This is a genomic window from Pseudomonas khavaziana, from assembly GCF_019145205.1.
Classification (GTDB): domain Bacteria; phylum Pseudomonadota; class Gammaproteobacteria; order Pseudomonadales; family Pseudomonadaceae; genus Aquipseudomonas; species Aquipseudomonas khavaziana.
On the sequence record NZ_JAHSTT010000006.1, the window covers coordinates 9,316 to 29,093 of the forward strand.

The window sequence follows — 19,778 nt, forward strand, 5'->3', positions numbered from 1 at the left end:
CAGGAGCTGGCTTACCAGCTCCTGCGCAGGCAGTTGCAGCGGTGGTTCTACTTCACGCTTTTCCATGGTTTGAACCACCCGGCCAATCCCCCCAATACCAGTGCACCCGTCAAGGTACTCAAGCCCAGTTGCCAGCCGGCATTGTGCAGCGGGTGCAATATGACGGCTGCAAAGCCCAATAACACTGCACTCAGCCCCCATTGCAGCGGCCAGCCCAGTTGCCCAAGCAATTGCTGGCGTTGCATCAGCAGTAGATTGATGACGACAACCCCGCCCAACGCCGCCAGTGCAATACCCGGCAGACCAAAAAAGTACGGCAACAGCAGCAGGAGTACGGCGTTGATCACACTGCCCAGCAGTTCGCACCGCAACGGCAGACGTGTGTCGCCGCTGGCATAGGCATAGCGGGCAAGCATGGCGTTCCAGGCGCCGAACACCAATGGCGTCGCGAACCAGGCCAGCAGCGCCGGCAATGGGCCGTCGGCGCTTTGGGCGGGCATCAGCAGATGAATCAGCACGGGGCTGGCGCCGACCAGGCCGAGGGCGGCGGGCAGGCTGAGCAGGGTTGCCGCATCGAGGCCCCGGCGCAGCAGAGCCAGGCGCTGCTGGCCTTGTTCGCCGCTCATCATGCCCAGCAGCACCTGGTTGAGGCTCATCAGGGCGATCAAGGGCAGATTGATCAGTTTGCGTGCCAGGTTGACCCAAGTGACTGCGCCTTCCCCCAGGTAACTGGCGATCAATCGCTCGAGCAATGCCAGGCCCTGGCTGGCGACATTGCTGGCCAGCAATGGCCCGATGCGCCCCAGCAATTCGCGGCCTGCCAGGGCGTCGCCAGTGACCTGCCACGGCCGCCAACCGAAGGACCACACCGGCAACAGCAATGGCAGGCACATCAATACACTGCCGGCAAAAAAACTCATGGCCAGTTCGCTGCTGTCGCTTGCGCTGCCACGGATGAACAGGTACAGCACGGGTGGCAGGTTGAACAATAACGAGCCCAGCCCTGGCAGGACAAAACGTTGGCGTGCCTGCAACGGAATACTGAACAAGCCATGCATCACCAGGCCCGGTGCGCAGGCGGCCAGCCAGCGCAAGTTGGCGGCGGCTTCGGCGTGGGCCGCAGCGTCCAGGCCGGGACCGATCAGGCGCACCCACAGCGGCGCGCCCAGCGCCAGCACGGCAAACAGGCCCAGGCCCACGCCCAGCAGGCGTGGAGACAGGCTGGCCAGCCAGGCTTGCTGGCGTTGTGGGTCGCGTTGTTGATAAAGGGGCAGGGCTGCCGCTGCGAGCAAGCCGGCGGCCAGGGTCATGCGCAGCGCTTCGGGCAAAAACACCGCCACCAGAAACCCGTCGCTGCGACTACCGGCGCCCCAGGCCGCCACCAGCAGCCATTCGCGGGCAAAACCGGCCACCAGCCCGGCGAGGGTCGCCAGGGTCAGCCAGAGGGTGCTGCCGAACATCAGTGGAACAGGGTGAACAGGCCCTTGCCACCCACCTTATAGTTCAGATCATGGCAACGTTCACCCATGATTTTGGCGCCTGTACCGCCAATGATTTTGTAGGGGGCCACGGCCTTGGCCACCACGGTATTGGCGCTGATCACCGAGCCATGACCCAGATGGGTGCCGAAACCGATCAAGGCACGGCTGCCGATCCACACGTAATCGTCGATGTAGATTGGCCCGGAAATCGACCAGAACTCCGGCGCCTGCAAATCATGACTGCCAGCGATGATCAGCACGTGAGAGGCAATCGCCACGTGGTTGCCGATCACCAGCCCGGCGCGTGCGTCCACCTGGCAATGCCAACCGATAACCGAATCGTCACCGACCACCAGATTGTGGATGCCCAGCACTTCGGTGTTACGCCATAGGCTTGAGCCCTTGCCGATCTTCGCGCCGCCCAGGCGCAGCCAGGCAATGCGCACATGGTGGCTGGGGATTTTGTTGATCAAGATGTTGTAGGCCATGTCCCAGGCGTTGCGCCAGCGATCCTTGATAGTTGCCCAGTTTTTGCCGTAGCGCGGCAGCAGCTGGCACGGCAGGTCCTGTTTCAGACGGTGGAACAGGCGGCGGGCCACCGGATGCTCAAGGGCGGGTTCCAGATCGATGGAGCTGATCCAGAAGCGCTTGTTCTCGCCTTCGCCGTCTTCAAACACAACGTCGTTGGCCAGGCACCAATCCAGCGCTTCTTCCAGGTCGGGCAGGCTTACGCCGAGTTCACCGGCCAGCATAGGGAGGCGGTCGCGCAAATCGGTAGAGTGAATTATCCGGTGCTTCATGGTTGGTCATCCTTTGGCGCAATAACGGGAACAGTCGCGGTCACGGTGGGGCGCAGTCGCACCTGTTGCAGGCTCATGCCCATCAACAGCCAGAACAGTGCGATCAGTACAAAGGTGAAGCTGAAATAGTGGTCGAAAATCCCCGTCAACAGCGCTGCCAACACGCCACAAATGCATCCCAGCCACAGGGCGTTGTCGGCGGTGACCTTGCGCACCTGCCCCAGGGGCCGTACTTCCCGCCACCACAACACTGTGACGGTGATAAACAACAACATCCCTGGAATGCCGACCTTGTAGATGAAGTTCAGCCACAGGTTGGAGATCCCCAACAGGTTGCTGCCGGGTACGGGCGGGTCGATCTTGAAGCCGATCCCCAGGGGGAATTTCGACATGGCGTCGGGGAACCTGGCGTATTCGTCGAAGCGGATTTCGGTACTGGCGTTGGTGGTCGAGAAGATGGTCATCAAGCGCTCCTGCAGCGGCGGGTAGAACATCACCAGCGCGATGCCAAACGCCAACCCGATACCGATGATGCGCCCGCTGTTAGGCACGCGCTTGTAGGTCAGCCAGATCAAGACCAGCGCCAGGGCCACGATGGCGCCACGGGAAATGCTCAGCAGCAGGCCGGCGCAACCCAGCACCGCCACCGCCAGGCCCAGCGCCCGACGCCAGCCGCTGCGGGTCCAGCCATAGAACAGCGCCAGGGGAATAAACAGCACCAGCACGCCACCGGTCAGGTTGGGGTGCACCCAGGGCGAAGCCATGCGCGTGTAGTTGGCGGAGAAAATATCCTTCACCGCTTCCGGGTGGGCGTACTTGAGGTCGGTGAGGATATCGATCATCGACATCGCGTTGCGTGTCTTCAGGAACATGAAAATCGACAGCAACAGCATCGCCAGGTTACCCAGCAGCAGGGCGACCACGATCTTGTCGCGGTCGGCGTCGGTGCGTAGCAGCAACGGCACGATAAACAGCAACGACAGGTTCATCAGCCAGCGCACCCAGTTCACCGGTCCATTGCCTTCGGCATGGATGATGACCATGCCCCAGATAAACGGAATGGTGCTGAACAGCATCAGCCACATCAGCGCGCGCTCGGTCGGACGCCACAGTATCAAGCCACGGGTCTTGCCGATAAACGACTGCCAGAACACCCCGACCCAGGTCAGCCCCAGCACCGCTTCACTCACGGTGGTGCGGATCCCCAGTTCCAGGGTGGTGTACGGAATGCTGGTGGCCAACACGGCGAAAATCAGCAACCCCCACAGGGGAAAGCGGATCAGGGTCAAGGCCACGCCCATGCCGGCCACGACCAGCAGGACCTTTATCGGCGACAGGGCCAACAGCAAGCCGCCGAAGACCAGGCCCAGGAGCAGACTAACGAATTTTCCTGGCAGCATTAGCGGTCCAATTCCTTGAGCAAAGTGTCCAGACGCGAGCGATAGGCGGGCTCGGAAAATTGCCGGGCCCAGTCGATTTGCGGTTGCGGGTCTAACGTCGCCCCGGGGGCTGCCAGTTGCCGCATGACGTCGTGCAGTTGCCCGGCATTGTGTGGGTCGAAACGCGGGGCGCTGGGCGGCGCGACTTCATCGAGGGCGGAGCCGCGTGCCACCGCTACTGGCGTGCCAACACTCAAGGCCTCCACCACCGGCAGACCAAAGCCCTCGGCATAGGAAGGCTGCCATAGGCATGCGGCATGCCGGTAAAGTGCTTGCAGTTGGCCGTCGGATAAACCGCTGCACCAATGCAGGCCCGGCAGTGCACCGAGGTCCGCCGGTACATCGCTGGCGTGGCCCACCAGTACCATGTCCGGTACATCTGGGTCCGCCGCACGACAGGCCTGCCATTGGCGCAGGAAAAACACCATGTTCTTGCGCGGCTCCCGGGTGCCCACCACCAACCAGTATCGCGCCGGCAGGCTTTCCGGCAGCGGCTCTGGCGCTGCGTTCAATTCGGGTACCAGGTTGCTCAGCACCCGGAACTTCGCCCGGGCCCAGGGGAACACGCGAGCGGCTTCATTGCAGGAAAACTGCGAAGGGCACCACACCCGGTCAGCCTGCCACACCGACCAGGCAATCGACGCGCCGTCGATCAAGCGATAGGCCAGGGCCTTGAGCCTGGAGCGATGAAAGTTACGGTGGGTCAGCTGAAACAGGTCATGCAGCACCAGCACATAGCGGGTGCCGGCGGGTTTGCGGCATAGCGGCAAGCCCATATTGGCGGTGGCGATGTAGAGGTCGATCTGCTGCGCGTGCAAGGCCTTGGGCAAAAACCTGCGCTCGAAACCCAGGCGCACTTGTGGGCGCTGCAGGCCGTCCAGTGGGCTGGCCCAGGCCGGGCAAACGGCGGTCTGGCGTTGCGGGTGGTCCAGGGGGGCTTCGCTGAACAGCAGCACCTCGGTATTGGCCCGTGCGCGCAGGGCGTGCTCCAGGGCCAGGACCTGGCGGGCGATGCCAGACGACGGCGCAACCGTGGCGGGGCGATAGTCCAGGGCTACGCGCATGGCTGCGGTTCCTTAGAAGTGAGCAAGGTGCGGTAGATGTGCTCCAGTTCGTTACCGGCCACCGCCCAGTCGTGATATTGACGCGCATAGACGCGTGCCGCATCGGCCAGTTGCCGGGCCAACGACGGTTCATCCAGCAGGTGCACTATGGCGTCGGCCAGGGCCTCAGCGCTTTCACCCGCCAGGTAATGGGCCTGTGGCTGTACTGCCAAACCGGAGACGCCCTGGGCGGTGCTCACCAGCGGCAAGCCGGCGGCCATCGCCTCCAGCACCTTGAGCTTGGAGCCGCCGCCGTGGCGCAACGCGGCGACAAACCCGGCACAGCGGCGTTGCAAGGCGCACAGGTCGGGAACGAATCCCAGCCACTCGATACGCTCATCCGGCCAGCGGTTGCACCAGTGTTCGGGCAAGCCGTAACCGGCCACCGCCAGGCGCGCGTTCGGGCACTGCCGCCAGACCCTGGGGAAAATCTCCTCGAGCAGCCACTGCACCGCGTCCAGGTTCGGTGCGTATTCGTAGTTGCCGACAAACAACAGGCGCTGGCTTTGCGCGTCGGCATTGACCTCGGCGAAGGCGCGGCTGTCGACTCCATTGACCACCACGCTCACCGGCGACGAGGACAACGGCCGCATGGCCTGGGCATCCGCATCGGTCACGGCGATCACATGGGCGGCGGCCTCGAACGCCTTGCGCTCCCACTGTCGGCAACGCCATTGGTCGTACTGCACGAACGGTTCGGCCCACTTGGGGAAGCGGTCGTAAGTGGCGCCGCCGAGGCTTGATTCCAGATTGTGCTCGGTCAGCACAAACGCGCGCCGACGCTGCTGCAAGGTACGCATGAACGGCTGCAGGCTGTAGCTGTGCTCCACCTGAATCACGTCCCAGTGTTCGGTCAACAGTTGTGCAAATTGCGCCTGCAACGGTGCCGACAAGCCATTGACCGTGGTCAACAGCGGCCACGGCGCGAACACGCCAGCGAGCAGGGTCAGCGGGTGTTTCAGCGGCCGGCGCGGCACCACGATCAAGCGCTCGAGCAATGGCTCAAGGGCTGCACGCGCCGCGTCATCGGCCGGCGTTTTCGATTGCGCCAGCAGCGTGATGCGATGTCCGCGCTCACTCAGGGTGCGCAGCAAATGGTACTGCCGGGTCTTGCCGCCGCTGGTGGTCGGCCACGGCAGATAGGGCACAATCCATAGGATTCTCATGTGTCGTTCTCCATGCCCGGCGCTACCACACCAGTATCTGCAAACTCGGCTTCACCACGGGGCGAATACCGTTGTCGTCACTCAGGGTCTGTCGGGCTCCGGTCAGCGGGTCCAGCAGTTCTGCGCGTTTAATCCCGGGCAGGCGGATGTTGCTGCCTTCGGCACTCCAGTACATCAACAGGCGCTTGCCGTCAGGCCGGGTCCAGGCCACGCTGTAGAAACTGTCCGGTATATCCTTGAGCTGCGGCGTGGCGCCGGGTTGAAGAGTGGGGCCGGTGATCTCGAGGAAGCGGGCGAGGGCGGTGTACACCGGCTTCGGCTCGCCATTGAGGTCCAGCAGGCCGTAATGCTGGTCTCGCGGCGAGGCACGTTCGTCGAGGTCGGAGAGGGCGAACAGGAAAATTTTCTGGTAGTCCTGGGACGCCATCAAGGCCAGGCGGCGCAAGGTGTAATCGGCTTGCCCGTCGATACCGATCAGGTCCTGCATTTCCTTGGGGCCGGCATAGCTGGACCAGCCCCACTCAGTGGCCCATACCTGCTTGATCCCGGCGCCATGCAGCATTGCATTGAGTTGATCGCCGCGCAGCAGCACTTCGTTCTTGCCCGGCTCATCGGTTTCCGGGGTCATCGAATAGGGATGATAGGCCGCGACCATGCCCAGGCTTTGCACACCCAAAGCGCCGAGCGCTTCAAACATCAGGGTTTTGCCACGGGGCGGCATCTGGCTGTAGTACGCCATGCCGCCCATGACTTGCAGTTTACCGGGCGCGGCAATATTCAAGGCCTGGTGACTGGCCAATAACAATTGCCCGTACTCCTTGGCGTTGACTTTAGGGCGCCAGTTGTTCGGCAGGTTCTGTTCGTTCCACACCTGCCAGGCATCAATATTCGGGTAGCGTTTGGCCAGGAGCGCCAGACGCGCTGCGTAGATGCCGGCGTCCCGTGGCCGATACTGGTCCTGGAACGGCGCGCCCTTGGGGGCGGTGGTGATAAAGGGCGCCGAACCCACCAGGTAAAACACCGAGCGGATTTTTTCGGCAGTCAGGGTGCGCTCCAGTTCATCGAAAGTGCTGAGCTGATAACCCTCTTCCTTGGGCTCCAGGCGATCCCAGTGCAGGTCGACCCGCACCCATTGCAATCCAAGCTTCTTATATTGGTTGATCTGCTTGCGGTACTGCTCGGGCTTGAACCACAGAAAATGCGCATTCACGCCAAGAAAGTCCTTCCATGCCACGCTGCGCTCCGGGGCCAGGTTCACCGGTTGCGCATCGACTTTTTCACTCGACAGCAGGGCGCCCCCGACGGCGATTGCCAGCACCAACGGCAGATAGCGCCACATCGGGCGAACGGATGAAATTTTCATCGCAACGGCTCCTCACAAGCATCCCGAAAGAGTTCGGCAAAACGTTGGGCCGTGTTGGCCCACTGGCGTTGGCGGCCGATTTCCCCAGCCTGGGCGGCCCATTGCCGGGCCTGTTGCGGGTCGAGGATCAAGCGGTTCAAGGCGTTGCTCAAGGAATCGATATCGCCCTGCTGATAGGTGATGCCATTGCCGCCGGCCACTTCTTCGGCAAAGGCACGGGCGTTGGAGGTGATCACCCCGCGCCCGCAGGCATTGGCCCACGACAGCGCGCCGCTGGTGCCACGCATCTGCCCCAGAAAACTGAGTTTTTTCGATTCGCGGTAAGGCAATACCATCACATGGTGCGCCTGGATCGTAGCGGGGATCTGCGCCGATGGCAGGTCCAACTGCCAGTCCACCACATCCTCCAGGTGCAGCGCGCTGATCTGTTGGCGCAGGCCATCGAGGTAGTTGCCGGCCGGGTCAAAGGTCATTTCCGGGGCGGTGCCGCCGGCCAGGGTCAGGCGTATTTGGCCTCGGCATTGGGGGTGGGCGGCCAGTGACCGGGCCAGGGCCTGGAGCAGGTCCTCAATGCCCTTGCCGCGATAGATAAAGCCGAAATACAGCAGACGCAACGGTGCAAGTGGCGGCAAGTCCTGAGGCGCGATGGGCAGGTTGCCGTGGGCAATCACCGCCACTTGTTGCGGGCGCAGGCCCATGCGTTCGCGCAGGCAGTCGCCGCCCAGGCGGGTGAGGGTGATCAGCCGGCGCATGCCTTTGGCCAGGCGCCGTTCTTCGCGCAAGGTCAGCGGGTCGGCCAGCAGTGCCGCCGCCTGGGGCAGCGGGTGAGGCAGGCGTTCGAGCAGGGTCAAGGGGAAAAACAGTTTGGCCCGGCGCCAGATCAGACGCTCCGGATCATGCACCGTGGCGGTCAAGGGCAGGTGCGGTTGCGCCCGGCGCAGGTAACCCAGCGCCTGGAATTCACCGAAGCGTCCGCCCCCCAGCTCGGCATGGACCAGGTCCACGCCGCTCCAGTCAAACGCCTGCAGGCGCCGCAATTGTTCAGGCAGGTCCTGGCAGCCCGCCAGCGGGGTCACCACCTCAAGGCCCAGTTCGATCAGCGCGTTACGCAAGTGTGCAGCGTAATCGGCGATCCCGGTCTGCTCCGGTGGCAGCGGTGCCAGCAGCGCGATACGCATCAGGCCGCACCGCGCCAGCTGTTGATTCGTGCCAGGACCTTGGCCGGCACCTCAAAGCGGCGGCGGTTGAGGATCATGCCGTCCACTTTGCCGAACGCGGTGGTCAGCAGCGACACAGCGTTTTCGATGGTCGGCACGGTGCTGGTGCGGGCTTCGATCACCAGCACGATCTGGTCGGCGCGGCGCAGCGTCAGGAAGGCCTGGGGGTTGGACGACAAGGCCGAGGCATCCAGCAACAGCACTTCACCCGGCGTGGGCGCGTTTGCCCCATCGACCGAGACGCGGTGGCCACGCTCCTCCAGCAGACGCTTGAGCTGCTCGACGATAAACGTCACGCCCTCGCCATGTCGCGCTGAGGTCAGGCCCAGGGCAAAGCCTTCACTGGCGATGCGCTCCAGGGGCAGCAGGCTGTACAGGCGATAGAGGCTGGCGGTGACGGCTGCCGGCGTTGCGTCTTGCACATCGGGGATGCTGCTCCACAGCGGCACATGGAACATCTCCTGCAACCGGGTGCCATCGTGAATGCGCTGGTCCAGCAGGTACAGCACATAGATGGTCAACAAGCCCACGGCCACGCCGGCGGGAATGGCGAACAACAGAATCAGCAGGCTCTTGGGAAACACGCGTGACGGGTTCAGGGTGGCGTGTTCGATCAGGGCGATGTTGCTGATCTGGCTGTTGTCCAGTTCGTGGTCGATTCGCGCCTGTTCAAGATTGTCCGAGTACAAGGCGTAGCTTTTTTCGGCGGCGCGCAGTTGTTGGCTCAGCTTGTTGAGTTCCGGCTCATCGGTCATCGCCTTGTCACGCTGGTCGCGCAGCTCGGCGAGGGTCTTGTCGTAGTTCTCGATTTCGCCGGCCAGTTTGCGCTCTTGCAATTGGGCGTCGATCACTTGCTGCTTGATGTTGATCACCAGGCTGTTGGGCGCGGTGTTTTGCGAGCGCTCCAGGCGTGTGGCTTCCTGGGCGCTGAGGGCTTCCATATCGCGGATGTTCTGCTCAATCTGATTGACCTGCGGGGTGCCCGGCAGGTAGGTGCGCAACAGGCGAGCCCGCTCTACTTGCAGCGCATTGAGCTGGCGCTTGAGGTCCAGTTGGGTGGGGTTAAGGCTGGTTTCGCGCATCGTCACCACGTCCGCCGGCTGGTTCTTGATCTGCTGGCTGGCGTTGGCCAGGAGGCTGCGGATCCCCGAGATCTGGTTTTGTGCGCTGACCTTGGCGTCGGTGACGCGGTCGATCTGGCTGGTGAGGTTCTTCAGGCGCGCATCGACACTGATCGAATCGATCTGCTTCAGACGGCCTTGCAGTTGGTCCTTCAGGCTTTGGATATTTTCCGCCACCTTGGCGCGCTCGGTTTCGTAGAAGGTATGCAGGCTTTTGCGCCCGAGGATCCGCGCACGTTCCTCAAGGTAGGCATTGACCCATTCCTCGACGATTTTTTGCGCCACCGCCGGGTCGTCCCAGGTGAAGGAAATCTCGATCACCGAAGAGCCCGGCTCGTGACCGGCTTTGAAGTTCTTCTCCAGCGAGGTCGCCAGGCGCTCAAGCGGGCTTTGTTTCTCGGCAAGGCCTACGAACTGCAGCACGCTGCGCACGCCATTGATCACTTCGCCAACGCCTTTTTTGACGTAGAACTTGGTGATCTTCCAGAAGCCTTGTGGCGGTTCGGATGTCATCGCCATATAGCGCTCGGCAACGATATGCACAATGGGCCGGCCGGTGAGCATTTTTTCCTCGTCGACAATCGGGTCGTGCTGGGTGCTCGGGGCAATCAGCGTCTGGCGGTTGGCGGCTTCGATCGGCAACGTGGTGTTATCCCGCCCCGGCTTGACCAGCAAGCGCGCGTCGGACTCGTAGCGAGCCGGCAACAGGAAGGCACCCAGCACCGCGACGACGATCGTGGTGATCACTGCCAGTTTGAATTCGCGGCGGTAGATGAAAAACAGCCGCAGCAGGTCGCGAAGAGAGCGGATTTCGATCACAGGATTACTCCATTGAAAATTGTTTAACGCTGAATGCGAAAATTGCAGTCAACTCAATCAGGTAACGATCAAGGAGTTGTGCCTTGGGGAAAGACATTTATAGGGCCATTAGTCGTGTTCCCGCTGTTTTTCACGCCGCTGTCATTGAGGTCATAATTCAAACCAATACCAATCCCCTTGTTGATCGGAAACAGCCTTGTGAAGTACATATCCACAGCCTCCACCGTCGCGCCGATGCCCGACTGCGGCACGAAGATCAAATCGCCGCGCTGCAACGCCACCCGCGGGTGATTGGCGTTGGTCAACATGCTTTCCAGGCTGATGAAATACGTCCTGTACTTGCCATCCGGGCCGGTGCGCATCAAGGCCACGTTGGAGGCATCCGCCGAGGGCAATACACCGCCGGAACTGAGCAGCGCCTGCTCGACGCTGACGTTTCCGGCCAGGTCGAAAAACGCCGGGTTGGGCACCGCGCCGCCGATAAACACCTTGTTGCTCGGTGCGCTGGCGATGTTCACCGTCACCGCCGGTTCGCGGTAGATACGCTTGTACTTCTCGGTGATTTCCTTGCCCAGGTCTTCGGGCGTGCGCAGGGCCGCCTTGACCCGGCCAATGTTGGGCACCGAGATCACGCCGTCGGGGCGTACCACGAACACCGTCATGTCATCGGCCGCCGCCGGTTCCTGGGCATCGCGCACGATCCGCAGCGAGTCGCCGCTCTGGATCAGCACCTGCGGCGGCGGCAGGTCGGCCAGGGTCAGCGCTGCTTGATGGCCGGCCTTGAGCGTATTGTCGTCAGGAAGCGGCACCCGCGCGGGGGTCGAACAACCCGCCAGCCAGATTGAGGCACTCAAGAGGCTGAACAGGGTAAGACGGGAACGTCGGTTAATAGTCTTCATGACGGCTCAAGTCCAGTAGGTGGAAAACATGCCCACGCGCCGTTTAAGCGAGTTGGGCAAGTAGCGTTCAAGGTGGCCGAGGCGATAACCCAGCAATTTAAAGGCACTGCGCACCACCACTTCGGGCGCGCGATACAGCGCGTTGGCCTCGCGCAATGCGCGCAGTTCGGCCAGAACATAACGTTTGCCTTCACCGCCGGCGTCGCCAAACGCCTGGCGAATCCACGGCTCGCGGCCGTAGAACACACCGATATCGAAGTAGCGGCGAAACTCTTCCAGCAAGCGGTAATCGTGGGAGTGATACACCTGCGCGCTGGCGGCGTAGCGCACCTGGTAGCCGGCCAGCAACATGCGTGCGGCGACGTAGGCGTCTTCGCTGCCGATCACATCCTGGGGGAAGCCACCCACCGCGCTCAGGGCGCTGCGCCGGTATACCGAAAACGAGTCGGAGCTGAAGCAGGTCTTGATGCCCAGTTGCGCTGCATCGTCCAGGCGTTTGGTGCGGCTGGTCGCCGGGTAATTGAAGTGCCTCGACTGCGCGCCGAGCACGCCGGCGCCGGGGTGCGGCAGTTGTCGGCCATAGGCCACGCCATTGAGCGGGTCCAGTTGCAGCTCGCTGATCAGGTTGGCGAAGGTCTCGGCGGTGGCGGGGATGGCGTCCTGGGTCATCACGATCAAGGCGTCGCCGCCCACCTGTTCACTGGCCCAGCGCCGGGTGCCGCCGTGGTTGAAATCACCGGCATCAATCACTTCCACGCGTGCGCCGAATTCGCGCAAGCGCGCCACGGTGTCATCGCTCGATGCGCTGTCGACCACCAGCATCTCGTCCGGCTGCAAGGTCTGCATGCGCAGCGCTGGCAACAGGCGGTCCAGATGGCTGGCCGCATTGCGGGTGGGGATGATCAGGGAGGTACGCATCAGGGTTTCACTTCAACCGGCGCGCGGCCGTAGATGTCGTCATAGCGCACGATGTCGTCTTCACCCAGGTACTCACCGCTCTGTACCTCGATCATCACCAGGTCGATGATGCCGGGGTTGGTCAGGCGGTGTTTGTGCCCGGCAGGAATGTAGGTGGACTCGTTCATATTGAGCAGGATTTCCCGCTCGCCATTGGTGATCATCGCCGCGCCGCTGACCACCACCCAATGCTCGCTGCGGTGGTGGTGCATTTGCAGGGACAGCGAGCCTTTGGGCTTGACCACGATGCGCTTGATCTTGAACCGCGTGCTTTCTTCCAGCACCGTGTAGGTGCCCCATGGGCGGGTGACGGTGCGATGCAGGCTGAACGCCGGGTGATTCTGGCGCTTGAGTTCGGCGACGATATACCGCACATCCTGGCTGCGATGGGCGTCGGCGATCAGCAGTGCGTCCGGGGTGTCGACGATGATCAGGTCGCGCACGCCCACTGCACCGAGTACGCGCTTGGGCGAATCGATATAGCAGTTATGCACGTCGTGCAGGATCGCCTCGCCATTGATCTGGTTGCCATTGTCGTCACTGGGGGTGAGTTCGCGCAGGGCTTCCCAGGAGCCGATATCGCTCCAGCCAATGTCGCAGGGCACGACCGCGACCTGCGCGGATTTTTCCATCAAGGCCACGTCGATGGAGATGTCCGGCGCGGTGCCGAAACCTTCCGGGCTCAGTTCGCGCTGGCGACTGCTGCTGTTTTGCAGGGTCTGGCTGTGCTCGAGTGCGGCCTTGGCTGCGTCCAGGACTGTCGGTGCGTGGCTGGCCAATTCTTCCAGCAGGCTGGCAGCCTTGAAGCAGAACATGCCGGCATTCCACAGGTGCTTGCCGCCGTCCAGGTAGCCTTGGGCGGTGGCCTGATCGGGCTTTTCGACAAAGCGCTGGACCTGGAACCCAACACCCAGCGGCGCCCCTTGTTCTATATAGCCAAAGCCGGTTTCTGCTCGGTCAGGCTGGATGCCAAAGGTCACCAGGTAACCTGCTTCGGCCAATGCGCGGGCTTTTTCCACCGCCTGGGCAAAGGCGCCTTCATCGAGGACCAGATGATCGGCCGGCATCACCAGCAACTGCGCGTCTGCGCCAAAATGCTCTTGCACGTGCAAGGCGGCCACGGCGATGGCGGCGGCGGTGTTGCGGCCAAACGGCTCCAGCAGCAGGTCGAGGCCCAGGCGCTGGGTGTTCACCGCGCGGTAGTCGTCCAGGGTGCGAAACAGCAGGTCGCGGTTGGTTACCGTCAGGATGCTGTCCACCCCCGGCAAGTGACTGGCCCGCAGGAAGGTCTTCTGCAGCAGGCTCTGGTCGTCACGCATGCGCATGAAGGGCTTGGGCATGTTCTGCCGCGAAACCGGCCACAGCCGCGTGCCCGAACCACCGGAGATGATGCACGGGATCAATCCGTTAAGAGGGTTCATCAATAGACTTCCTTGGTGGAAAGGACGGCCGGAACCGTCATGAAAACGATGTACAGATCCAGCCACACCGACCATTTGGCGATGTATTCCAGATCGTATTCGACCCGCTTCTGGATCTTGAACAGGGTGTCGGTTTCGCCGCGGTAGCCGTTGATCTGCGCCCAGCCGGTGATGCCGGGCTTGACCCGATGGCGCGAGCTGTATTCGCTGACCGCTTGCTCGAACGGAATCCCGGCGGCCTTGGTGGCCGTGGCATGGGGGCGCGGGCCGACCATCGACATATTGCCCAGCAGCACGTTGAACAGCTGTGGCAGCTCATCGATGCTGGTCTTGCGAATGATCCGGCCGACCCGGGTGATGCGCGGGTCCAGGCGCGTAGTCTGGTTCTCGGCATTGAGGTCGGTCTGCTCGACGTACATCGAGCGGAACTTGAACACCCGGATCAGGTTGTCGTTGTAGCCAAAGCGCTTCTGGCGAAACAGCACCGGGCCCTTGGAATCGAGTTTGATCGCGATGGCCGTCACCAGCATCAGCGGTGACAGCAGCAGCAGGCCCAGGCTGGCCAGCAGCAGGTCTTCGCAACGCTTGATAAAGGGCGACCAGCCGCGCAGTGGCAACTGCGACGTGTTGAACATCAGGATGCCGCCCACATCGGTGATGCGGTTATGGCCATAGCGCAAGGCGGCCATGTCCGGCACCAGCATGACGTTCACCGACATCTGCCGCAGGCGCTTGACCAAGCCATTGATGCGCTGTTCGGCGGCCCAGGGCAGGGTGATCATCACCTGGTTGACCTGTTCGGAGCGGATCAGCTTTTCCAGGTCGCGGGTATTACCCAACAACGGCAGGCGGCTCAATTCCTTGGGAATGCGCTCGGTACGGTCGTCGATAAAACCGATCAGGCCGGAACGGATATCACTATTGCGCGACAGGTGTTCGGCCACGTGGACCGCCGTCTCGGTAAAGCCCAGGATCACCGTGCGCTGCAAGAACTTGCCGTTCTTCATCAAATGGCGATACAGGCGCAGCATCAATATCCGCTCCACGCCAAACAGCACCAGGCTCATGGAGAACCAGGCCGCCAGGTTGCGTGGGCTCAACTGCGGGAATAGCAGCAAGATCTGGTACATGAACAGCAGGATGCAGAACGCCGAGACCCAGGCCACCAGCATCACGCGAAAACGCAGGCGATTGCTGAACAGATCCTCGGAGTACACCCCCAGGGCCTGGAATAGAATGATGGTCAGCAGCGCAAAGAACACCAGCAGGCCCAGGTAGTGGTTGCGCATGTGCTCGGCGACAGGTTCCGGATAGAACAACAGGATAATTGCCGGCACCACAGCAGTGAGGCCGTGGATCAGTTTTACAAAGACGACAAAAAACTCAACGAAACCGGGACGAGTCAAAAACAGGCTATCGACCGACGATTTACCGCGCATAGATCAGATCCTCAATACACCACCAGAACGTTCCTGTTCGTTTGCTCATCCATAAGGCAGGTTTGCTTTACAAGTGGTGCAAAATCGAACGACTGCTGTCGCTGGGTAATACGTAACGCCTGTTCGTGCGCAGGAATTTACGGAGTGATGGCTAAATAGTGGCTTCCTTGAGGTTCCGTGTCAATGATTTGGCTTTTTTCGCCGTTGCCGTCAATGGCTCTCATAAGGCCCCCATGATATGACGTTTTATTGACATTGGCGGGAGTCTTTCAGAATAATCGAGAATTGATGCTGGCTTTTTGGAGTGTAGGAACAAACATGGGGATTTGCCTGCCAGCGAAAAAAGCTCTCTGACGATGGTAGGAGGGGGGAGGGCAAGGCTTTTTAGTAGGAGCGAGCTTGCTCGCGAAAAACGTCAACAATAACGCGTGTTTCCTGGATAAACGCGGCGTCCGTGAGTTTTTCGCGAGCAAGCTCGCTCCTACAGCGGGTGATGTGCAGTGCTTAGAAGTTACCTTTGAGGCTCAGCGTCAGGTTGCGCGGCTCTCCGTAGAGATTACCCCAACCCGCTGTGCCCACGGTCTGGTAGTAGTTTTTATCAAACAGGTTGTTGCCGTTGAGCGCCACGGTCCAAGTGTCGTCCACCTGATACGCCAGGCGCGCATTCCACAACGCATATCCAGCTTGTTCAAGCTTGATGGTTTGCAGTCGGTAGTTGCTGCTTTGGGCGTTGACCCCTGCACCGACTGTCCATTTCGACAGCGCACCGTCCAACTGATAGTCGCCCCACAACCTGAGCATATGCCGTGGCACGTAGGTGTTGGATACCGCGCCTTCGGCTGTGCTATCGATGTTTTTCAGGTTCTTGGTCTGCGTGTAGGTATAGCCGCCGAACACTTGCAGGCGTTCGAGCAATTCACCACTGAGCTCGGCCTCCACCCCTTGGGCGCGAACTTTGCCTGTGTCGGTGTAGCAGTAGCCGTCTGAGGAGCTGCCGCAACGGGTCTCGAAGTCGGTTTGGGCGGCATTCTTTTCGATTGCGCGGAACACTGCCAGGGAGCTGTTCAAGCGCCCGTCAAACCACTCACCCTTGATGCCAAGCTCATAGTTCTCGCCCATTTTTGGCTTGAGGGCCGAACCGCTGACCGTGGCGTAGGAGCTTTGCGGCTGGAAAATATCGGCGTAGCTGGCGTACACCGAGAGATTGTCATTGAGGTCATAGATCAACGCGCCAAACGGCGTTACCACGCCGGTTTCCTTGGTGCGTGCGTCTTGATCGGCCCACTCGCCCCACGCCAGGTTCAGGGACTTGCGGCGGTTTTCGTACCAGCTGACGCGACTGCCGAGCACCAGCATCAAGGGCTCGGTCAGGCGCAGGCGCAAGGTGGCGTAGGCGCCGTATTGCGTGGCGGTCTCGTTGACGGTGCCGCCTCGGTACATGTTGGGCCAGAACGTGTCGTCGGCAGGTTCCGGGAAGTGGTGATTGGGGTTGAAAACGCTTTGGCGCTGGGGCAGGTTGCGGATCGCGTAGACATCGTCCTGGGTACCGCGACTGCCGTTGGCGCCGAGGATCAATTCATGTTGCAGGCCAAACGCCTCGAACTGGCCGTCGATATAGGCATCCAGGCCGTAGTCCTTGTGATCGTAGTCCAGCAGTGCGGCGTAGCTGGTGAGGGTGGGCGCCGGGTCGCCATAGTCCACGGTGCTTTCACTGGCGGCGTATTTGATATCTTGCAGGTTGCGGCTATGCACGGCGCTGACTTTGAGCTTCCAGGCGTCATTGAAGTGATGGGTCACATCGGCGAACAACGTGGTGCGCTGGCTTTGCCAGTCGTTCCAGGCCTGGCCCAGGCAGGTGGAGCGGCTCAGGCCGAGGCTTTTGCCGTCGCGGTAGCGCGGCAGGCCGCTCCAGCACGGCGTGGCGTCGACATCCTCATGGCTGGCACCGAAGCCCAGGGTGGTGTCGGGTGTGACATCCATGTCCAGGGCTGCGTAAAACGCTTGGTCCTGGCGCTTGGCAAGGTCCATGTAGGAACCGCGATTCTGTTGGCTGACTGCCGCGCGGCCACGCACCGTGCCGCTGTCGTTCAGCGGGCCGCCAGTGTCGAGTTCGGCTTGGTAGTTATCCCAGGTGCCTGCCGACAACCCGAGGCTGGTGGTGGGAGTGGCCTGGGGCCGCTTGCGCACGAAGTTCACCGCACCACTGGCGGTGCCGGCGCCCTTGAGCATGCCGGCGGCCCCCTTGAGCACTTCCACCCGGTCATAAATCGCCATGTTTGCGCTGAAACTGTCGGCCTGTATGTAATCCTTGCCGATGTCCAGCGGCACGCCATCGAACTGGTACTGGCCGAGCATCTTGAAGCCCCGGGAATAGAAATACTTGCCGCCCATGGGCGATTCGTAGCTGGTGATGCCTGGCGTGCGCTCCAGCAATTGGTCGATGGTGGTGATGTTCTGGTCATCCATCAGCTTGCGGGTCATCACGCTCACCGATTGCGGGGTGCGTCGCAGGCTGTGTTCACCCTTGCCGATGGTCACCGCACCGGTGGTGTAGGAGCCGCTGCCTTCGGTGGTGGCGCCCAGGCGATCGCCGGTGATGGTGGTGGCGCCCAGGTTCAGCGCCGAGCTGTCTTGATGCTGAGGCAACAACAACCAAGCGTTCTGGCCCTGGCTTTGAGCCTGCAACCCCTGGCCCTGAAGCAACCGGCTCAGGGCCGATTGTGGGTCCAGGGTGCCGTTCAGCCCCGGGCTGTTTTTGCCCGCCACGCTGCCCGCGTCATATGAAAGGCTGATACCGGCCTGCCGCGCAAACTGATCAAGGGCGCCGGCCAGAGGGCCAGGGGCAATATCCCAGGCGCGGGCCGGGCGCTCGTTGCCGGGCTCTTGGGCACTAGCGGTATAGGGCAGGGCGCTGGCCGCCACGCTCGCGCCCAGGAGAAGGGCGTTGACGGCGTGTCTGAGAGGTGAACGTTTGGAGGGGAACGCTTGCATGACCGCGGGATGCTCCTGAGGAAAGTGAATGAAACCGGCCTGTTGATCGGCCTTTCCTTACAGGTCGAGCGGCAATGAGAATTCACCTCATTTATTTTCAGTCGGTTAAACCCGAGCGGAGACGGTCACCCAGTAACGGCTGCGGTAGGTCACAGCGACCGGCAACGATTGGGCCACGAGTTTGAATACCTGGTCGGTGTCATCCAGTTGGTAGGTGCCCGAGACCCGCAGCCCGGCCACCGCTTCGCCGCAACGCACCAGCCCGTTGCGGTAACGGCCCAGTTCGGCGAGGAAGTCATCCAGGCGCATGTTGTGGGCGCTGATCACGCCGTCACTCCAGGCCCAGGGGTCGAGGCCATTGGCGGGGGAGGGGTGGACGCCGCTACGGTTGAGCAGCACCTGTTCGCCGGGCTTGATCACTTGGCGTGCAGTGATGTCATGGCTGTCGGAAAATACCGCCACCGCGCCCTGTTGCACGGCCAACAACGTGCCTGCCGGCTCTTCGCGCACCAGCAAGCGCGTGCCTAGGGCGCGCAGGTAACCGTCGCGGGTGTGTACCCAGAACGGGCGGTTGTCGGCGCCGGTATCGACCAGCACCTCTCCCTGGCGCAGGTTCACCAACCGTCGCTCGGCGTTTAACGCGATATCGATGGCGCTGGCGCTGTTGAGCTGGACTTTGCTGCCATCGCCCAATGCCACCCAGCGCCGCTCGCCGGTGGCGGTGCGGTAGTCGGCCAGCAGGGCGGGCAGCGGTGTGTAGTCACGGCCCAGCCAGGCCAGCCCGGCGGCGCCGACACACAACCCCAGCACCTTCAAACCTTCACGCCGACTGATGCGCTGGCGCGCGCCATCGAGTGCATGGCGACTGACATGCGCCGGCAGGTGCTTGAAATCGTCATCCATGGCCGCTACCCGCTGCCAGGCCTGCTGATGTGCGGCACTGCGTTGCAACCACTGCTCAAAGGCCGCAGTGCTGGCGTCGTCGGCGGTGTTGAAACGCAGCTTGATCATCCACTGGATGGCCTGGTCCACCAGGCGCGGGTCAGAGTTCGGCATAGCGCAACCGATAACAGGCGTGCAGCGCCTTGGACAGGTCACGTTCCACCGTGGCCCTGGATACGCCCAGGCGCAGGGCGATCTGCGGGCAGGTCAGGCCGTCCAGTTGCGCCAACAGGAACGCTTCGCGCACTCGCGGCTTGAGTTGGTCGAGCAAACGGTCGATGCGCTCCAGGCTGTCGAGGATCAGCAAGCGGGTTTCTTCGCTCGGCACCTCGACTTGGGGGAAGTGCGCCAGGCTTTCCAGATAGGCGCGCTCCAGCTCGCGGCGCCGGTATTGGTCGATCATCAAGCTGCGCGCAATGCTGCTCAAATAAGCCCGCGGCTGCTGCAAGGTCTGGTGCTTGCGCGCGTTGAGCAGGCGCACGAAGGTTTCCTGCGCCAGATCGGCGGCGTGTTCACGGCAGCCGGTGCGCCGGCTCAACCAGCCGCGCAGCCAGGAGTGGTGGGCCTGGTAAAGCTGGCCGATGGCGGCAGGGTCCAGAGGGTGATCGCTCGACATGGTC

General features: G+C 62.1%; 15 protein-coding genes. All 15 read right to left on the minus strand.

The window, feature by feature from the left end:
- Positions 1-47: 47 nt before the first annotated feature.
- The 15 genes from KVH01_RS15995 to KVH01_RS16065 all read right to left on the minus strand — a co-directional run bounded on the left by KVH01_RS15995 (position 48) and on the right by KVH01_RS16065 (position 19,774).
- Positions 48-1,460: a lipid II flippase MurJ gene (locus KVH01_RS15995; RefSeq protein ID WP_217882043.1), complete on the minus strand. Its 1,413-nt coding sequence runs from the start codon at positions 1,458-1,460 to the stop codon at positions 48-50.
- Positions 1,460-2,281: an acyltransferase gene (locus KVH01_RS16000; RefSeq protein WP_057014453.1), complete on the minus strand. Its 822-nt coding sequence runs from the start codon at positions 2,279-2,281 to the stop codon at positions 1,460-1,462. Before KVH01_RS16000 ends, KVH01_RS15995 begins: the two co-directional genes overlap by 1 nt.
- A complete protein-coding gene (locus KVH01_RS16005; protein WP_217882044.1) occupies positions 2,278-3,681 on the minus strand; it encodes an O-antigen ligase family protein in 1,404 nt (467 codons plus the stop codon). The genes KVH01_RS16000 and KVH01_RS16005 overlap by 4 nt, the downstream gene beginning before the upstream one ends.
- Entirely contained in the window at positions 3,681-4,784 is a 1,104-nt protein-coding gene (locus KVH01_RS16010; RefSeq protein ID WP_217882045.1) for a glycosyltransferase family 4 protein, read from the minus strand. The genes KVH01_RS16005 and KVH01_RS16010 overlap by 1 nt, the downstream gene beginning before the upstream one ends.
- Positions 4,775-5,989 (minus strand): glycosyltransferase family 4 protein, encoded by a 1,215-nt coding sequence (locus tag KVH01_RS16015; RefSeq protein ID WP_217882046.1) that lies wholly within the window; start codon positions 5,987-5,989, stop codon positions 4,775-4,777. The genes KVH01_RS16010 and KVH01_RS16015 overlap by 10 nt, the downstream gene beginning before the upstream one ends.
- A gap of 22 nt (positions 5,990-6,011) precedes the next feature.
- Complete coding sequence (locus tag KVH01_RS16020; RefSeq protein ID WP_217882047.1) at positions 6,012-7,352, minus strand: glycoside hydrolase 5 family protein; 1,341 nt, start codon at positions 7,350-7,352, stop codon at positions 6,012-6,014.
- Entirely contained in the window at positions 7,349-8,530 is a 1,182-nt protein-coding gene (locus KVH01_RS16025; protein WP_217882048.1) for a glycosyltransferase, read from the minus strand. The genes KVH01_RS16020 and KVH01_RS16025 overlap by 4 nt, the downstream gene beginning before the upstream one ends.
- Positions 8,530-10,509 (minus strand): GumC family protein, encoded by a 1,980-nt coding sequence (locus KVH01_RS16030; RefSeq protein WP_217882049.1) that lies wholly within the window; start codon positions 10,507-10,509, stop codon positions 8,530-8,532. Before KVH01_RS16030 ends, KVH01_RS16025 begins: the two co-directional genes overlap by 1 nt.
- Positions 10,510-10,577: 68 nt before the next feature.
- A complete protein-coding gene (locus KVH01_RS16035) occupies positions 10,578-11,408 on the minus strand; it encodes a polysaccharide biosynthesis/export family protein (RefSeq protein WP_217882050.1) in 831 nt (276 codons plus the stop codon).
- 6 nt (positions 11,409-11,414) lie between these two features.
- A complete protein-coding gene (locus KVH01_RS16040) occupies positions 11,415-12,326 on the minus strand; it encodes a glycosyltransferase family 2 protein (RefSeq protein ID WP_217882051.1) in 912 nt (303 codons plus the stop codon).
- Complete coding sequence (locus KVH01_RS16045; RefSeq protein ID WP_217882052.1) at positions 12,326-13,786, minus strand: mannose-1-phosphate guanylyltransferase/mannose-6-phosphate isomerase; 1,461 nt, start codon at positions 13,784-13,786, stop codon at positions 12,326-12,328. Before KVH01_RS16045 ends, KVH01_RS16040 begins: the two co-directional genes overlap by 1 nt.
- On the minus strand, positions 13,786-15,225 hold the full coding sequence (locus KVH01_RS16050) for an undecaprenyl-phosphate glucose phosphotransferase (protein ID WP_043050952.1): 1,440 nt from the start codon (positions 15,223-15,225) through the stop codon (positions 13,786-13,788). Before KVH01_RS16050 ends, KVH01_RS16045 begins: the two co-directional genes overlap by 1 nt.
- Before the next feature lie 504 nt (positions 15,226-15,729).
- Positions 15,730-18,216 (minus strand): TonB-dependent siderophore receptor, encoded by a 2,487-nt coding sequence (locus KVH01_RS16055; RefSeq protein ID WP_217882053.1) that lies wholly within the window; start codon positions 18,214-18,216, stop codon positions 15,730-15,732.
- A 105-nt stretch (positions 18,217-18,321) separates the two neighbouring features.
- Positions 18,322-19,272, minus strand: a complete 951-nt coding sequence (locus tag KVH01_RS16060) for a FecR domain-containing protein (protein ID WP_217882054.1) — start codon at positions 19,270-19,272, stop codon at positions 18,322-18,324.
- Positions 19,259-19,774, minus strand: a complete 516-nt coding sequence (locus KVH01_RS16065; protein ID WP_046072525.1) for a sigma-70 family RNA polymerase sigma factor — start codon at positions 19,772-19,774, stop codon at positions 19,259-19,261. The genes KVH01_RS16060 and KVH01_RS16065 overlap by 14 nt, the downstream gene beginning before the upstream one ends.
- Between the last annotated feature and the right edge of the window lie 4 nt (positions 19,775-19,778).

What these genes read in the sequence shown, in the direction of transcription:
- KVH01_RS16065 (WP_046072525.1), bottom strand. Translation starts at nt 19,774, where the DNA reads ATGTCGAGCGATCACCCTCTGGACCCTGCCGCCATCGGCCAGCTTTAC.
- KVH01_RS16050 (WP_043050952.1), bottom strand. Translation starts at nt 15,225, where the DNA reads ATGCGCGGTAAATCGTCGGTCGATAGCCTGTTTTTGACTCGTCCCGGT.
- KVH01_RS16010 (WP_217882045.1), bottom strand. Translation starts at nt 4,784, where the DNA reads ATGCGCGTAGCCCTGGACTATCGCCCCGCCACGGTTGCGCCGTCGTCT.
- KVH01_RS16055 (WP_217882053.1), bottom strand. Translation starts at nt 18,216, where the DNA reads ATGCAAGCGTTCCCCTCCAAACGTTCACCTCTCAGACACGCCGTCAAC.
- KVH01_RS16005 (WP_217882044.1), bottom strand. Translation starts at nt 3,681, where the DNA reads ATGCTGCCAGGAAAATTCGTTAGTCTGCTCCTGGGCCTGGTCTTCGGC.
- KVH01_RS16000 (WP_057014453.1), bottom strand. Translation starts at nt 2,281, where the DNA reads ATGAAGCACCGGATAATTCACTCTACCGATTTGCGCGACCGCCTCCCT.
- KVH01_RS16035 (WP_217882050.1), bottom strand. Translation starts at nt 11,408, where the DNA reads ATGAAGACTATTAACCGACGTTCCCGTCTTACCCTGTTCAGCCTCTTG.
- KVH01_RS16020 (WP_217882047.1), bottom strand. Translation starts at nt 7,352, where the DNA reads ATGAAAATTTCATCCGTTCGCCCGATGTGGCGCTATCTGCCGTTGGTG.
- KVH01_RS16025 (WP_217882048.1), bottom strand. Translation starts at nt 8,530, where the DNA reads ATGCGTATCGCGCTGCTGGCACCGCTGCCACCGGAGCAGACCGGGATC.
- KVH01_RS16045 (WP_217882052.1), bottom strand. Translation starts at nt 13,786, where the DNA reads ATGAACCCTCTTAACGGATTGATCCCGTGCATCATCTCCGGTGGTTCG.
- KVH01_RS16060 (WP_217882054.1), bottom strand. Translation starts at nt 19,272, where the DNA reads ATGCCGAACTCTGACCCGCGCCTGGTGGACCAGGCCATCCAGTGGATG.
- KVH01_RS16040 (WP_217882051.1), bottom strand. Translation starts at nt 12,326, where the DNA reads ATGCGTACCTCCCTGATCATCCCCACCCGCAATGCGGCCAGCCATCTG.
- KVH01_RS15995 (WP_217882043.1), bottom strand. Translation starts at nt 1,460, where the DNA reads ATGTTCGGCAGCACCCTCTGGCTGACCCTGGCGACCCTCGCCGGGCTG.
- KVH01_RS16015 (WP_217882046.1), bottom strand. Translation starts at nt 5,989, where the DNA reads ATGAGAATCCTATGGATTGTGCCCTATCTGCCGTGGCCGACCACCAGC.